At 46.3% G+C, this 16,802-nt stretch carries 11 protein-coding genes, 1 tRNA gene and 1 pseudogene; 10 read left to right on the plus strand and 3 right to left on the minus strand.

Going from position 1 to position 16,802, the window contains the following annotated elements:
- Positions 1-216: 216 nt before the first annotated feature.
- Positions 217-762, minus strand: coding sequence for a prolyl-tRNA synthetase associated domain-containing protein (locus KTH89_RS23975; RefSeq protein WP_158348720.1), 546 nt, complete (start codon positions 760-762; stop codon positions 217-219).
- A gap of 286 nt (positions 763-1,048) precedes the next feature.
- Between KTH89_RS23975 and KTH89_RS23980 the strand changes: the two genes are divergently transcribed.
- The 3 genes from KTH89_RS23980 to KTH89_RS23990 all read left to right on the plus strand — a co-directional run bounded on the left by KTH89_RS23980 (position 1,049) and on the right by KTH89_RS23990 (position 2,427).
- Entirely contained in the window at positions 1,049-1,630 is a 582-nt protein-coding gene (locus KTH89_RS23980; protein ID WP_238723389.1) for a TetR/AcrR family transcriptional regulator, read from the plus strand.
- Between the two features lie 106 nt (positions 1,631-1,736).
- Positions 1,737-2,105 carry a DUF4180 domain-containing protein gene (locus KTH89_RS23985; protein ID WP_158348718.1) on the plus strand — a complete coding sequence of 123 codons (369 nt, stop codon included), beginning with the start codon at positions 1,737-1,739 and terminating at the stop codon, positions 2,103-2,105.
- A 250-nt stretch (positions 2,106-2,355) separates the two neighbouring features.
- A tRNA-Glu gene (locus KTH89_RS23990) sits at positions 2,356-2,427 on the plus strand.
- Positions 2,428-2,618: 191 nt separating this feature from the next.
- Here the strand turns inward: KTH89_RS23990 and KTH89_RS25295 are convergent.
- A pseudogene (locus tag KTH89_RS25295) lies at positions 2,619-2,822 on the minus strand (IS91 family transposase); the annotation flags it as partial.
- Positions 2,823-2,839: 17 nt separating this feature from the next.
- The gene (locus KTH89_RS23995; protein WP_238723390.1) at positions 2,840-3,820 is read right to left on the minus strand and encodes an AraC family transcriptional regulator; all 981 of its coding nucleotides are present in this window, start codon (positions 3,818-3,820) and stop codon (positions 2,840-2,842) included.
- 187 nt (positions 3,821-4,007) lie between these two features.
- Here KTH89_RS23995 and KTH89_RS24000 point away from each other — a divergent pair, with 187 nt between their 5' ends.
- The 7 genes from KTH89_RS24000 to KTH89_RS24030 all read left to right on the plus strand — a co-directional run bounded on the left by KTH89_RS24000 (position 4,008) and on the right by KTH89_RS24030 (position 16,439).
- A complete protein-coding gene (locus KTH89_RS24000; protein WP_238723391.1) occupies positions 4,008-5,324 on the plus strand; it encodes an MFS transporter in 1,317 nt (438 codons plus the stop codon).
- A gap of 15 nt (positions 5,325-5,339) precedes the next feature.
- Positions 5,340-7,991, plus strand: a complete 2,652-nt coding sequence (locus KTH89_RS24005) for a family 78 glycoside hydrolase catalytic domain (RefSeq protein WP_238723392.1) — start codon at positions 5,340-5,342, stop codon at positions 7,989-7,991.
- 208 nt (positions 7,992-8,199) lie between these two features.
- Positions 8,200-9,741, plus strand: a complete 1,542-nt coding sequence (locus KTH89_RS24010) for a Ppx/GppA phosphatase family protein (RefSeq protein WP_238723393.1) — start codon at positions 8,200-8,202, stop codon at positions 9,739-9,741.
- Between the two features lie 17 nt (positions 9,742-9,758).
- The gene (locus tag KTH89_RS24015) at positions 9,759-11,891 is read left to right on the plus strand and encodes an RNA degradosome polyphosphate kinase (RefSeq protein ID WP_238723394.1); all 2,133 of its coding nucleotides are present in this window, start codon (positions 9,759-9,761) and stop codon (positions 11,889-11,891) included.
- A 982-nt stretch (positions 11,892-12,873) separates the two neighbouring features.
- Entirely contained in the window at positions 12,874-14,685 is a 1,812-nt protein-coding gene (locus KTH89_RS24020) for a glycerophosphodiester phosphodiesterase (protein ID WP_158344143.1), read from the plus strand.
- 56 nt (positions 14,686-14,741) lie between these two features.
- Entirely contained in the window at positions 14,742-15,905 is a 1,164-nt protein-coding gene (locus tag KTH89_RS24025) for an FtsW/RodA/SpoVE family cell cycle protein (protein ID WP_158344144.1), read from the plus strand.
- Between the two features lie 81 nt (positions 15,906-15,986).
- The gene (locus KTH89_RS24030) at positions 15,987-16,439 is read left to right on the plus strand and encodes an NUDIX hydrolase (protein ID WP_158344145.1); all 453 of its coding nucleotides are present in this window, start codon (positions 15,987-15,989) and stop codon (positions 16,437-16,439) included.
- The last annotated feature ends 363 nt before the right edge of the window (positions 16,440-16,802 follow it).

Raw genomic sequence — 16,802 nt, forward strand, 5'->3', positions numbered from 1 at the left:
GCCCGTCGGACGTGAAGTCCGCCGGTCATCCTGAACCCGGCTTTTTGATTCCACTAAGCGGGAGCTCAGCCGCCCTATGCGCTCCCGGGGAGACACAAAAGAATCCGGCTGCCCGGAGCATTCCGGGACACCGCCATACTCCCGTCCTTAAGCCGCGGGCATACCTAAAAGCCCGAGGAAGAACCGGATCGAATTGGACATGTCCCCTTTTAACTTCTATAAGTCTACGATGGTAGGAACATGCCCCACATAGGGGAGGAATTTCTCCAGTATGTCGGAAGTCTTTATCTTAAGACTGGACGTATTTATGCATGGATGGCAGCCGATATACTCCTGCTGTAGCACATCCCGGTCGATCAGCAGGCGGACCCGCTGCTCGGGATCATTCATGAGGGCCAGAACGGTAACTGAACCGGGCGTTAAGTTCAGATATTGCTCCATAGCTTGCGCGTCTCCGAAAGAGAGCCGGGCGGAACCGATCTGCGCCGAGAGGTCTTTCGTCTTAAACGGCTTCTCGCCCGGCATCATCAGCAGATAATAATTCGTTTTCTGCCGGTTACATAGGAACAGATTTTTGCAGATGGAGATACCGAGCAGCTGGTCGATCTCATGGCAGTCTTCGATGGTAGCAGTCACTTCGTGATCCGCGCGCAGATAAGGGATCTGCAGACGCTCCAGCAGTTCATAGACGGCCATTTCTTTTGGCAGCCGGTTATGCGGATCGGGTTTATCGGCATAGAGAGTCGGATCAAATTTTAACATGTAAACAACCTCCTTACGGGATTCCATTATCCGAGTGTCTGATAAGAAAATGTTCGATGCATGAGAAAGACTTATCTTTGGATAAGAAATCATATTCCACCAGTATAAAATAAAAATCCAAAGATGGCAATGTCTAATACACTTGTCAAAATTGTTTAATGACAGCAGGATAGACAGGACGAATCAATGAAAAGTAAATTTTTTTAGCTCTGGCTTGACTATTTAAAATTTAAATGCTATCATATCTATGACTAAAAAAGTATTTTGAGTCATAAGAGGAGAATGAATGATGGCACGTAAGTTTTCTGAAAGAGAAAAAGAAAATATCAGAAAAAGTTTGATAGACATTTGCAAACAGAACTGGACACAGTATGGCTATAAAAAAACTAGTGTTGATGAAATATGTAAACAGGTTGGTATATCAAAAGGAGCATTTTATCTTTTCTTTGAGTCAAAAGAAGCACTTTTTTGTGAGGTGTTATGCTCTGCACAGCATGAAATTTGTGAAATGGCTGCGGCGGTAATGGAAGAAGAAAAAGGAAAATCAGGTGTGGTAAAAGCCTTGAAACTTGTCTATCGAGCTTATGATAAGAATTCTTTTTTGTACGGTTCGGATACTGCCGACTATACAATTTTAATGAACAAAGTATCAGAGAAACAGGCAAAAGAAATGGAAAAAGCAGGAGAATTAAGTAGACAACTATTTCTTCGTCACCCTGCTATGAAATTTAAAATAGATCCCAATTTGGCTATTTCGGTTATTTATTCGCTGATTATGAATATCAAAAATAAAGATATTTTACCACAAAATCATTTGGAAGTTTTTGATTTTATGGCTGATCATTTGATAGACAACTTATACGAATAACAGGAGGTTGAAATGAACAATATAAAAATCCAACGGGTCATACGATGGATTTGGGCATGTGTTGATGGGATACTGTTAAGTATATAAAATGGATGGAGGTAAACAAATGAAAATGGAAGTTGTAAAAAAGAATAAAGTATCAGTTGCTGTTATATATAGTGAGGAACACTTAATCACAGATGTTCAGTCAGCGTTGGATTTGATTATGAGTGTAAAATATGAAACTGGATGTAAGAATATTGCGGTAAATAAAGAGACAATTGTAGACGATTTTTTCATTTTAAGTACCTGTATGGCAGGAGAGATACTTCAAAAGTTTATAAACTATGGAGTGAAATTTGCTATATACGGCGATTTCTCCCAATATACAAGCAAGCCATTAAGAGATTTTATGTACGAGAGTAATAGAGGGAAAGATATTTATTTTCAGCCAAATGTTTCTCTTGCCGTGGATAAACTCTCCGGAAATTCTTGATTGTAAAAGAATGAGAGCTCGCCTGATAATATGATTTTTTGTCTAGATCGGAGTTAATATATAGTCAACCAGAAACAGCAGTGCGAAAGAGAAGGTAACGGGAAGTGGGGGGAGATTGTCCAAACTGCGGGGGATTCCCGATATAAGAAATAAGTAATTTTATAATCGGATAAAAAATTTAAAAAAATTTGTAAAAAACACTTGCAAAATTTATTATTTTGTTATAAGATATCCAAGTGCCAGTCATTAAGGTCCGTTGGTCAAGCGGTTAAGACGCCGCCCTCTCACGGCGGAATCAGGGGTTCGATTCCCCTACGGACTGCTTTGGTGTACATACCATGTTAGCTTCGGAATATTTCCGGAGCTTTTTTTGTGTATGACGGGCATGTCATCAGTCCGTGGTGAAAGTCCACAGGGGGCGTAGTTGCCGACGAACCCCAAAGCGACTCCCAAGGTCTACACTGTGAAGTGTGGGTGAGAAGAAGGGATAGCGAAATCGTAGCCTGACGTACTGTCAATAAGTTTAAAGGACATCTTAGTAGAGCGGTCAATACAGTATTTATTACCGCAGGTAGGACAGCCATACATGGCACTGCTATAAGAGGGATCCCCGCAGCAAATCGTCTACTCAATATTTTGCAAAACAATTGGACGGGGATGAAAAGTATATTCAATTTCTTCGTAATGATCTTTAAAAATATTTTGAAGGATGTTCATGAGGCTATTTAAAAAAATTACTTACTGAACTGTTTTCTATATTCTCCAGGTGTCAGACCAAAGTTCTTTTTGAACATGCGGTTAAAGTAGCTGCGATCATAATATCCCGTTAGCTGTGCAATCTCATCAATAGTGCAGGTCGTGTTTTTCAGATAGTCACAGGTCTCCTGCAGGCGGGATTCCTGCAGAATTTCAGAAAAGCTCTTATTTGTATATTTTTTGATCAGGGAAGAAAGATATTTAGGATGGTAGTGAAAATGTTCTGCTACAGAACTTAAAGATACGTCCTGCTTGTGTTGACTGATATAAGCCAGTATATCAGAAAGCTGGTTATTGCCCATGATATTAAAGTTTTCCTGATCAAGACGATTCTGCTGGGAACGTGCCAGTTCAAGAAAAAAAAGGGCAAGATAATTTTCAGTAGCTTTCGGGTATCCCATTTTCTTATCCAGTAATTCAAGGATAAGAGTTTCAATTAGACTCACGGCTGTCACATTTTCGCCAGAACTAAACATCAAAAATGATTTCTGCTGAGATTCTGTGAAAAGGGATGAAACAAAGAAATTGCTGATTAGATCATTGCCAGTCAGCATACAGAGAAAAGAGGCTCTGAAAATACTCGGTTTGATGACAATATTAAAAAGAAAAGTTTCAGGAGAATCAATATCTATTACATGCGTAACATAGGGATTCAAAAGACAGAAATCTCCAGCTTTCAGATTTGCCTGCACATTTCCAATTTTTTGTGTGCAGCTTCCCTTCGAAACATACATCAGTTCAAAATAATCATGGGAATGCTGTTTTGATCGTGCATTTGCTTCCAGGGGATGACGAATCAGTTCAATATTGTAGGGAGATCTGCTCAGGATATTAATGTACAGTCTTGCTGTAGATTCAGGTGTGGCATAAATATTTTTTAATGCATCAATATTATCCGGCAAATCGGAGTGTTCTTTGTAATACATTTCTACATAATGATTAAATGCACGTGTTGACATATCATTTGAGTCCTTTCTTTCCTGGTAAAATCAGGTTCTATGCTTTAGATTATAATAAATTTCAGAATATTTGCCAATATATGAAAGATATCTTACAAAAATACATCATAAAGGGTTCCCTCAGACCAATCTCAAAGACAAAAAGTATTGCTATACTTAGAATACTACAAAAAGGAGGAACTTAGAGATGAATGAGAAAAAAGATATGAACGGAGCACAGATTATTGGTTATGGTCTTGGAAGTCTTGGAAAAGATCTGGCACTTGGTGTCATGGGATCGTATTTGCTACTGTTTTATACAGATGTATTTGGAATACCGGCCATAGCAGCAGGAATGATCTTTTTGTTTACAAAGATCTGGGATGCTGTCAATGATCCTATGATGGGTGTGGTTGTGGACAGAAGTCCGGTTACGAAAAGAGGAAAATACAGACCATACATTTTATTTACCTGCATTCCTCTGGCAGTATTCTGCGTGTTATGTTTCCTGGCACCGGATTTTAGTACAGGAGGAAAGATTGCCTATGCAGCAATCACCTATACGATTACAGGTATGATTTTTACGGCATATGATGTACCGCTATGGTCTATGGTGCCATCTTTATCAACCAATGAAAACACGAAGAACAAGCTGATCAGTGCAGCGAGAACCTTTACAACCATTGGTATGTTCATTGCTTCCGCTGCTGCATACAACTTTATTATCAAACTGGGCGGTGGCGAATCCAGTGAGAATTTGAAAAAAGGTTATCCGATATTCATGGTACTTATCGGTGTGATTTCTGTGGTGTTTGCATTAATTACATATTTTTGTACAAAAGAAACGAATGTACCGGACACACTGCCGCAGGAGGCAAATGTATTTAAAGGATTTGTCAAAATCATGTGCAAACCTTTGGTACTGGTGCTTTTGGCTATGGTATTTACATCTTTTACCATGATTCTACCGACTATAGCAGGAACCTATTATATGATCTACTTTCTGGGCCGACCGGATATGATTGGCGCCTATATGGGAATATGCATGGGATCAGGTATTATTACTTCTGTTCTTGCACCGGTGCTGATGAAGAAATTTACTGCAAGGATTCTGACAGCGACAGCGTTTGCTGTAGATATAGTGGCCGGCATTATTGTCTTTGCTGTGGGAAAAGGTTCTCTTCCGGTATTGTTTATCTGTTTTGAAGCAGTGGGACTTTCTACCGGCATGCTGTTGGTGACAATTACTACCATGCTGTCACAGACAGCCGGATATGTAGCTGCAAAAGAGGGATACAGAGTAGATGGTGCATGTTTTTCCATGAATTCCTTTGCCATTAAAGCCGGACAGGCTGTCGCAAGTGCTGCTGTAAGTTTTCTGCTTGCAGCTACAGGGTATGTTGCAAACCAGCCGCAGACACAACAGGCGTTGATGGGTATATTGGCTACCCGCTCTATTGTACCGGCAGTGTTTGCTGTGCTGGGACTGATCTGTGTACTTTGTTGGAATATAGATAAGAAATAAACAGAGGAGATAAAAATGAAGGAATACGAAATATACAGCTTGCGATGTCTGGACAGAATGAATCCTAAGGGCATCGATCAGACTCCATGTTTTTCATGGAAATTAAAGAGCACACAAAAGGATACATATCAGAAATATTATAGCATAAAAGTTTGGCGTGAAAATGAGATACTCTGGGATAGCGGCAATGTTGAGTCTCCCTGTACAGACCACATCTTGTACACTGGACCGGCATTGCAAAGTGGAACAACTTATCAGTGGCAGCTTACCAGCGTGGATTCTCACGGTCACAGAGCCGTCAGTGAAAAGGCAGAGATTACCACGGGCATTTTGGAGAAGAGCTTTTGGAAAGCTGCGTGGGTGCAGCCTGTGCGTGAAAGAAAGCCTGTTCGTGATGTGACAGACAGCGGGGCAATCTTATCAGGTGCGGTACATTCCCTGGAATATCCGGAAGCAATTCTGGATGCTCCAGTGTACATGAGAAAAGAATTTGTAGCAGATAAAAAGGTAAAAAAAGCGATCCTTTATATGACAGCTCTGGGAATTTATGTATGTGAGATAGATGGACATAAGTTCAGCAATCTTCTTGCTCCGGAGTATACAGCCTATGCAAAACATGTAGAATATCAGACCTATAATATAACAAAACTGCTGGAGAAAATAGGGCCTCATGCAATAGGCATCATACTGGCCGACGGTTGGTATACAGGAAAAATCGGCCTCATGGGCATCGGTGAGCAGTATGGAAAAGAAAATGCCGTGATTTTCCAGATGGAAATCCAGTATGAGGATGGAACTGCTGAAACCATATGTTCTGATGAAACAGTGAAATGGCATACAGGCGGATATGTCTATGCAGATCTGTTTGTTGGGGAATATCTGAGAGAAGAGGGAGTGCCGCAGAAATTCTCAGCTCCCGGCTTTGATGATGCAGGATGGGAATATGTGGAGAAAAAGGAGTACGGCTATGAGACACTTTGTGCACAGAGCATAGACCCGATCTGTTGTGTGAAAGAGATTAAACCAAAGCTTCTATATACACCAAAAGGAGAAGCGGTACTGGATGCCGGGGAAAATATTTGCGGTTTTACGAAGTTTGCCACATATACGGAGCCTGGTGTGGAAATCGGTATGGAACATAGTGAGATTCTGGATCAGGACGGGAATTTCATGCAGAATATTATGGGGCAGAACAAGAACCAGAAAGATCGCATTGTTCCGGCTGGCGCATGGACGCTCTATGAGCCGCGGTTTACCTTTCATGGTTTCCGCTATGTAAAGATAACCGGGCTGAAAGAAGTAAAAGCAGAAGACTTCACAATCTGTGTGCTGACAAGCCGGCAGGATAAGACCGGAAGTTTCAGATGCTCTGATGAACGTCTTAATCAGCTGCAGGACAATATATACCGTTCCCAGCAGGGAAACATGGTGTGTATACCTACGGATTGCCCGCAGCGTGAGCGCGCAGGATGGACCGGGGATATGGGAGTTTATGCACCAACTGCAGTTTTTAATATGGATATGCAGAGTTTTCTGTGCAGATGGCTTTCAGATATGCGGATAGAGCAGCATGTGGATGGACAGATACCTCAAGTGGTTCCTGATATAGACAGCAATAAATATGTGGGTGGGAACACAGGGGATCCACATATCAGTTCCGCCGGATGGGGGGATGCCTGTGTGCTTGTACCCTATGCTATATACCGTGCATATGGAAATACAGACATATTAAAAGAAAATTATCAGATGATGAAAGCCTGGATGGACTATGTGGAAGCAAAGGCCGGAGTGGATCTGCTGGGCTGGGGAAAATTATTTCATTTTGGGGACTGGCTGATTCCAAGCATTGTAGCATCTACCCATAAGCCCATAGAGACTGCCTTGAGAACCAAGGAAGAAATGGCTCTCGGCTATATGGTGTATGTGGCAGACTGTATGAAAAAAATAGCAGAACTTCTCGGGAAAACAAAAGATTCCCTGCATTACAGGATGTTGTGTCAGCGGGGAAAAGATGTGTTTTGCCGGGAGTATGTGACAGAGGACGGATGTATGCGTCAGTCATTGCAAGGATTGTATGTGATGGCATTATCCCAGAATATGTTGACAGAAAAACAGAGACAGGGGGCAGTAAAGCGGCTTGCTGATCTGATCCATGAAAACGGTGACAGTTTGGATACAGGTTTTCTATCTGTTCCGTTTCTTCTAGATGTTCTCTGTGAAAATGGGGAGGCAAAGACGGCCTATCGTGTATTGTTTCAGCAGAAACGTCCGGGATGGTTCTATGCGTTGCAGTTTGGTGCCACAACCATATGGGAAAACTGGGCGGCCATACTGCCGGAGGGTACCAGAACGAATTCTTCTTATAATCATTTTGCGTTTGGCTGCGTAGGTGATTTTATTTACCGCAGAATCGGCGGATTACAAATGGAAGAAGCCGGGTATAAAAAAGTCAGAATCAATCCGGACTATTCCTGTGGCCTTAAATGGGCAAAAACAGAATATGATTCCGTACAGGGCAGAATCAGCGTACACTGGAAGAAAGAGGAAGATACTATATATCTTGAGGTATTGCTTCCACCGAATGTGACAGGTATTGTCCATGTTAAAGAAAAGCAGATTGAAATAGGAAACGGAAGATACAGCTGGACGATAGAACAACAAATATAAGAAAACGAAAAAAGCGCTACTGTGCAGGAGACGCCTGGTAGGGCTTTTTTGCTGTACACCTGGGATTCTATTGATTGATGTGGACAGCATGCAATAAGCGGCAATACCCCTTAACCCAGGTTTTACTTGAATTTTACAAAAGATCCTAGCCATTTCCTGAGATTGATAGTAAAATAAAAAGAAATGTGTCATAAAGGGGAGAAGAGGCATGCCATATACAACCTTTGCAGCAATAGATATCGGTTCTTATGAACTCAGCATGAAAATCTTTGAGCTGTCTTCCAAGCTGGGAATGCGGGAGATCGATCACATCCGCCACAGGATCGAACTGGGGATGGACACCTACCGTTCCGGGCGGATCAGCCATGAATTAGTGGAAGAGCTCTGCGAGGTCCTTCAGGATTTCAAACGGATTATGGGAGAGTACAGGGTTTCGGATTACCGAATCTGTGCCACCAGCGCGATCCGGGAGACGAAGAATACCATCCTGGTGCTGGATCAGATCCGTACCCGGACAGGTTTTGAGGCAGAGGTCTTAAGCAATTCCGAGCAGCGGTTCCTGGGATATAAGTCCATCGCCTCAAAGGAGACAAATTTCCGCTCGATCATCCAGAAGGGAACGGCGATCATTGACGTGGGCGGCGGCAGTATACAGATTTCTTTGTTTGACAAAGACAGCCTGCAGAGCACCCATAATTTGAGATTCGGTACCTTAAGAATCAGGGAGAGGCTGGCGGCGCTGGAGGGAAGCAGCCTGCGCTACGGCGATATTGTGGAAGAGATGATCAACACGGATATTTACAATTTCCGCCGCCTCTATCAGAAGGAACAGAAGATCGAAAATATTATTATCGTAGGTGAATTCATCACCCAGATGATCCTGCGGATCAATAAGGATACTCAGGAACACTTTGTCACCTGTGAGAATTTTATGAAATTCTGCGACGAGGCGGGAGAGCAGGCTCCGGAGCAGATCGCACAGGAGCTGGGCGTTCCGGCGGAAAATTCCGCCATGATTCTGCCGGCTCTTGTGATTTACCGGCGGCTGGTGACCGAGATCGGCGCGGACTATATCTGGGCTCCCGGTGTGGAACTCACGGATGGAATCGCGTACAACTACGCGGAACAGAATAAAATCATCAAATTCCAGCATAATTTTGATAATGATATCCTGAACGCGGCCAAGAACATCGGCAAGAGATATATGTGCAATAAAACTCATATCGCCGTGGTATCTGAGCTGGCCATGAGCCTGTTCGACGCCACGAAGAAAATACACGGAATGGGAAAGCGGGAACGTCTGCTGCTCCAGATCGCGGTGCTCCTGCATGATTGTGGAAAATACATCAGCCTGGTAAAAGTGGCGGAGTGCTCCTACAGCATCATCATGTCCACGGAAATCATCGGCCTTTCCCACAAAGAACGCGAGATCATAGCCAATGTGGTGCGCTACAACACGCTGGATTTTGAGACCTTTGACAACATCGTGGATAAGGACCAGCTGGATGTGGGCAGTTATCAGATCATGGCGAAACTGGTGGCCATCCTAAGAGTCGCCAACGCCCTGGACCGCAGCCATAAGCAGAAATTTAAAAACTGTAAAGCCGCTTTAAAGGAAAAAGAATTGATTATCACAGTTAACACGGTGGAGGACATCTCCCTGGAATATGAGCTTTTCCCGGAAAAAGCAGGTTTCTTTGAGGAAGTGTTCGGCATACAGCCAAAAATTAAGCAGAAAAAGAAAATATAGGGAGGGATTAAGAGCTTATGGAACAGAACGATTATAAAAAACCGGAATACTATATGAACCGGGAGTTAAGCTGGATCAAATTCAACGACCGGGTATTATCCGAGGCGAGAGACAAAAGCATACCGCTCTTTGAACGCTTAAAATTCTTAAGCATCACCGCGTCGAATCTGGATGAGTTCTACATGATACGTGTCGCATCTCTGAAAGATATGGTTCATGCGGAGTATACCAAACCAGACATCGCCGGTATGACCCCATCGCAGCAGCTGTCTAAAATCAGCGAAGAACTTCACGAGATGACAGCGCTTCAGTATTCCACCTACAACCGCTCGCTCCTTCCCGCGTTAAAGCAGCAAGGTCTTAGAATCATCACTTATCACGAAGACTTAACCGAAGAGGAAGGAAAGTTTGTCGATAAATATTTCATGGAAAATGTGTACCCGGTGCTGACTCCCATGGCGGTGGACTCCTCCAGGCCATTTCCCCTGATCCGCAATAAGACGTTAAATATCGCGGCCCTGCTGGTAAAAAAAGAGGAAAAGAGCCGGGAAGAATTCGAATTCGCCACCGTACAGGTTCCGTCCGTACTGCCCAGAATCATTCAGATCCCCGGGAAAAAAGAAGAGACCACGGTCATCCTGCTGGAAGAGATCATCGAGCGGAACATTCAGTCCCTGTTTTTGAGCTATGATATCATCTGCGCCCATCCCTACCGGATCATCCGAAACGCCGATCTGACCATAGACGAGGACGAGGCGGCGGATCTGTTAAAAGAAATACAAAAGCAGCTGAAACGCCGTCAGTGGGGGGAAGTCATTCATCTGGAAGTGGAAGATAAGATGGATAAGCGGCTTTTAAAAATCCTGAAGCGGGAATTTGCGATGCAGGAAGAAGACATCTACAAAATCAGCGGTCCGCTGGATCTGACCTTCTTAATGAAACTATACGGCCTGGACGGTTACAAAAGCCTGAAAGCAAAACCGCATGTACCCGCTCCGGTGCCCGAGACCATGACCGACGAAGACATCTTCACGCAGATACGCGGCGGCGACATCCTGCTCCACCATCCGTTCCAGAGCTTTGACCCGGTCGTCAACTTCGTAAGACAGGCCGCTAAAGATCCGGATGTCCTGGCCATCAAGCAGACCCTCTACCGGGTCAGCGGCAACTCTCCGATCATAGCGGCGTTAGCCCAGGCCGCGGAAAACGGAAAGCAGGTATCCGTTCTGGTAGAGCTAAAGGCCAGATTTGACGAGGAAAACAATATCGTCTGGGCCAAGATGCTGGAAAAAGCGGGCTGTCACGTCATCTACGGTCTGGTGGGCTTGAAAACCCACAGTAAAATCACCCTGGTCGTGCGCAGGGAAGAAGACGGCATCCGCCGTTACGTACATCTGGGAACCGGAAATTATAACGACGCCACGGCAAAGCTCTATACGGACATGGGACTTTTGACCTGTTCCGAAGCCATCGGGGAAGACGCAACCGCCGTCTTCAACATGCTGTCCGGCTACTCCGAGCCTCTGTCCTGGCATAAGCTGGCGCTGGCCCCGATCTGGCTGAGAGACCGGTTCATCAGCCTGATCCGCAGAGAGACCCAGCACGCAAAAGAAAAGAAGCCGGCGCGTATCATCGCCAAGATGAACTCCCTGTGTGACCAGGATATCATCGCCGCCCTCTATGAAGCTTCCGCGGCCGGAGTTAAGGTGGATCTGATCGTCCGGGGAATCTGCAGCCTCAAAACAGGCATACCGAAAGTCAGTGAAAATATTACCGTTCGTTCCATCGTGGGCAATTTCCTGGAGCACAGCCGGATCTTTTACTTCTATAATAATGGGCAGGAAGAGATCTATATGGGCAGCGCCGACTGGATGCCCCGTAATCTGGATAAGCGGGTAGAAATCTTATTCCCCGTAGAAAACGAAACGTTAAAACAAGAGGTGATCCATATCCTCCAGGTCCAGCTGGAAGACAACGTAAAGGCCCACATTCTCAATAAAAAAGGAAGCTACGAAAAAATAGACAAGCGCGGGAAAATACTGGTGGACTCCCAAATGTATTTCTGCGAGGAGGCAGCCTCCAGAGCGGTTCGGCCTGCTGAGGATACTGCCCAAAGCAGGGTGTTCGTTCCGGCGGAACCGATTGGGTGAGAGGGGGGAGTTGCAAGGATCGGGGATGGGATTGGCCTTCCTCCGGGCGGAACGGCCCTGCGCTTCAGGCTGAGGCTTGACGGGCACATGTCTGCCGGGTGCTCCCCGAGCCGGGGGATTTTTGTGTCACCCTGGGAGCGCGGAGGGCTTGTGCTGGTATCCGCTAAGTGAAATCGAAAAGCCGGGTTCAGGAACCGAGCCTATTCACCAGGAACACGTGATGTGTTCCCGGTTCAGAGGCTCTTGCCCGTCGGACGTGAAGTCCGCCGTGCATCCTGAACCCGGCTTTCAGATTTCACTAAGCGTATTCACAGCCGCCCTATGCGCTCCCAGGGAGATACAAAAGAACCCGGCCGCCCGGAGCGTCCCCGTATACCGCCCGCGGTTCCAAGCCCTGAGCAGCTGACATACCCAAACCCCAGGAAGAACCACCCGGGTCCTGCAAGGTTTTGCCCTCTTCTGTGTAATCCGTTCTAAGATCCGGCCGATGCGGTTTGGCCCCACGAGATTTGCAGCCGGTTCCCCCAAGGCCCTGCCGCTTTCCTCTCCTCCCTACGTTACTATAAGTTTAGTTTTGTACCTAATACTCATTACTTATGCAATAATTAATGAAGCGAAAAACTTATGGAATTTGGCTTTCACCAAAGTAGGAGCGGGCTGCTGCAAGGGGAACCCAGGGTGGGCGGGGAGGCGCTGACGTGCCGGGAGCCAAATCGCTTGAGGCCGGGCCTTAGAACGGGTTACGCAGAAGAGGACGAAACCTCGCAGGACCCGGGGCACTGTCTGAGCCGTACTTTGGCGAGTTTGCCCCGGGTCCTGCTAATGAGAGGTTTCGTCCTCTTCGGAGTTACCCGTTCTTAGGCCCGGCCGAAGCGATTTGGCTCCCGGCACGTCAGCGCCTCCCCGCCCACCCCGGGTTCCCCTTGCAGCAGCCCGCTCCGGCCCTTAGTCAAAAATAATATGCGAATAGAAGGTTACTGTTATGCGGACCTGGTTTAGAAAAGCTAGAGAGATTTTGAATTTTAATTGGAAGAGTTTGCTGCTGTTTGAGGTGGGGCTGCATATTGCGATTTCGGCAACTTTGCTCTATCTGCTGCGGCAGGGGATTTTGCTGTTGCTGGAAAGACAGGGGTATAGTTATCTGACGGCGGAAAATTTTCTGGATTTTATAAAAAATCCGCTCACGATTCTGTTGTTTGGCGTTTATGGGATCGTGATGCTGTTTTTGCTTCTGTTTGAGGTGTCCGTGTTGATGGGGTGTTTCCATTATTCGGAGAGGAAGGTCAAAGCTGCCGTTACGGATATTGTTTTGATCGGAAGCCGCCAGATGGAGATCTTTATACGGAAGAACCGGCTGATGTGGCTGCCTGGTATTCTCACGCTTATGCCGTTTCTGACCGCGCACTATCTGGTGCGGCAGTTTTTTAATATAAAGGTGTTGAATTATGCGATTCAGGTTATAGTCGGGAAAATTGAGTATCCGGCGGTTCTGGTTATTTTGTGCGTGGCTTTGCTGCTGCTTTGCACGAAGCTTTTTCTGGCGGTACCGTCCGCCGTTATGAAAAGGGGACGGGTGAAAGACGGGTTTTCGGAAAGCCGAAAAATAACAGGGCGGCATTATGGGAAGGTTTTGGGCAGCCTGCTGGTCTGGAATATCGCGTTGGTTGTAGTGTTGTTTGGGTTTTATTTTCTGTTCTCTTTTCTGGCGGCGGTGTATGTGCATTTTACTAAGGATGCCGCTATTGCGCTGGGTGTCCTGCTGAAGATCGAGGACTGGATCCGGGTTGGTATGGGTTATGTGGCAGGCGTGGTGGGCACCGTCTGTAATATGGTCTTGATCTACACGGTGTACCGGGAGACTACGAAGGAGTGCGGGAGTCTGCCGGATCAGCTGCCGGACTATGGGAAGAGCAGATTGTTCCGGAGGTTTGGCCGGAAGAAAGTGGCCATGGTGCTGGGGATGTGTGTCGCGGCTCTGGAGCTGGTTTACGGATGGTATCTGGTTAACCAGCGTGTGGTGCTGGCCGATGATATCTTCGTATCCACCCAGGTTACCGCCCACAGAGGGGGGGCCAGGACGGCCCCGGAAAATACGATGTCTGCTCTTATGAACGCGGTGGAAGAGCTGGCGGATTATGCGGAGATCGATATCCAGGAGACAAAAGACGGGCAGCTGATCCTGCTGCATGACAACAGCCTGAAGCGGACGGCCGGATTAAATAAAAAGGTCTGGGAAGTGAACTACGATGAGATCCGGGGCCTGGATGCCGGGGGCTGGTTCCGCAAAGAATTCGCAGGCGAGCCGGTTCCCACGCTTAATGAGGTGCTGGATTACTGCAAGGGAAAGTTGAACCTGAATATTGAGATCAAATCAAACGGGCATAACGAGGATATCGTGCCGAAGGTATTAGAATTGATTGAAGAATATCATATGGAAGACCAGTGTATCGTCACCTCCATGGATTATCATTTCCTGAGACAGGTAAAGGAATGGAATCCGGAAATTACGACAGGCTACATTATGTCTGTAGCCTATGGGGATGTGTCCAGGCTGGAATACGCGGATCTGCTCAGCGTGAAATATATCTATGTGACGGAATCCATGGTCCGAAGTGCTCATGAGGCCGGAAAACAGGTGCATGCCTGGACCGTCAACGCCAAGGGAAATATCATGCGCATGAACAGTATGGGGGTGGATAACATCATCACTGACCGGACGACGCTGGTGCGGGAAGTGCTGGCCCAGGAAAATATAGATACTTTTGTCGAGCTGTTGAAAATTGCTCTTCGTTAGTCTATAATAATAATTTATTAGAGCTTGTACCAAGGATAACGAAATGGAGAATTTAAATGGCTAGAAAATATGGTTTTAAGAAGAACCGGGAAAGGTATTTCGATTATAATCTGCTCGCGGTGGTCATATTCCTTGTGTGCTTTGGTCTGATTATGCTGTACTCCGCCAGTTCTTATGCGGCGCAGCTTCAGTATGGGGATGGAATGTATTGGTTTCGCAAACAGGGCCTGATCAGTCTTGCAAGCCTTGCGGTCATGTTGTTCATTGCCAACATCGACTATCATATTTGGATCAAATTTGCTTTTTTCGGATATATCGTTTCACTCATCATGGTACTGCTGGTCCTGACTCCCTTGGGAATCGAGGCAAAGGGGGCGACCCGCTGGATCGGACGCGGAAATATCCGTCTGCAGCCCGCAGAGGTTGTGAAGATTGCCATTATCCTTTTTATTCCCTATCTGATCGTGAAGATCGGAAGCGGGGTCAAGAAGATCAAAGGTTCCCTCCTGATTATGGGCGTAGGGGTGCTGGCGGCGTTACTGCTCTATGTCCTGACGGAAAATTTAAGCTCCGCGATCATCGTTATAGGTATTACGGCAATCCTGTTGTTCATTGTCCATCCCAGGACGATTCCCTTTGTGGGGCTTGGAATTCTGGGGTTTGGCGGCATCGTGTTCGGCATCAATTATCTGAAACAGCACATCGATTTTTCCGCCTATATCGATGACTCCACGCCGTTTCGTATCAAGCGTATCCTGGCCTGGCTGGACCCGGAAACCCATGCCAATGACTGGGCTTACCAGACGATGCAGGGCCTGTACGCCATCGGGAACGGGGGGTTTTTCGGAAAAGGCCTGGGGAATTCCGCCCAGAAATTCTACATACCGGAAGTTCAGAATGATATGATTTTTTCCATTATCTGTGAGGAGCTGGGAATATTCGGAGCTTTGCTCGTAACTTTGCTGTTTATCCTGCTTTTGTACCGCCTGCTTTTTATCGCCAGGAACGCCCCGGATTTGTATGGTTCGCTGCTGGTGACCGGTATCTTTTCCCATATTGCGATCCAGGTGGTGTTAAATATCGCGGTCGTGATCAACCTGATTCCCACCACCGGGATTTCCCTGCCGTTTATCAGCTATGGGGGGACTTCGATCTTGTTCCTTATGGCCGAGATGGGGCTGGCGTTAGCGGTGTCCAAGCAGATCCGGTTCAAGGATTAGAAATGGGTTGCAAATCAACCGTAAAAGAGTTATACTAAAAAACAGTCAGTTTGACACACCTTACGGGCAGGAGGAATTGCAATGATTGAAGCAACAAGCTGCGGCGGTGTGGTTATATTTCGGGGAAAGATTTTAGTCTTATATAAGAATTATAAGAATAAATACGAAGGCTGGGTTTTACCAAAAGGAACGGTTGAACAGGGTGAAGAATTCAAGGATACAGCCGCAAGGGAAGTGCTTGAGGAAACAGGGGTCAATGCGCAGATTATCAAGTATATAGGTAAAAGTCAATACTCCTTCAGCGTTCCGGAGGATACGGTGGAGAAAGATGTACACTGGTATCTGATGATGGCGGACAGCTATTACAGCAAGCCGCAGCGGGAGGAATACTTCGTAGATTCGGGCTATTATAAATTCCACGAGGCCTATCATCTGCTGAAGTTCACAAATGAGAAGCAAATTCTGGAAAAAGCGTATAATGAATATCTGGATTTGAAGAAAAGCAACCTCTGGGGAAGCAGGAAATATTTCTAGGAGTTGTTTGGAGATCCGGCCGGGGTTCCCCCCTGGCCGGATCTTTTTGACTTAGGGACGGAGCGGGCTGAATCGAGGGAAGCAGCGGGCTGGCGTAAGGGCGGGCGGCGGAATCCTTTTGTGTCTCCCCGGGCGGGCGGAGGGCTTTGCGCTGGCTGCAGCTAAGTGAAATCCAAAAACCGGATTCAGGAACCGGGGGCGGTATACGGGGACGCTCCGGGCGGCCGTGTTCTTTTGTATCTCCCCGGGGGCGCGGAGGGCTTACGCTGGAATCCGCTAAGTGAAATCGAAAAGCCGGATTCAGGAACCGAGCCTATTCACCAGGAACACGTGATGTGTTCCCGGTTCAGAGGCTCTTGCCCG

This window comes from Diplocloster agilis, from assembly GCF_019042275.1.
Taxonomy (GTDB): Bacteria; Bacillota; Clostridia; order Lachnospirales; family Lachnospiraceae; genus Diplocloster; species Diplocloster agilis.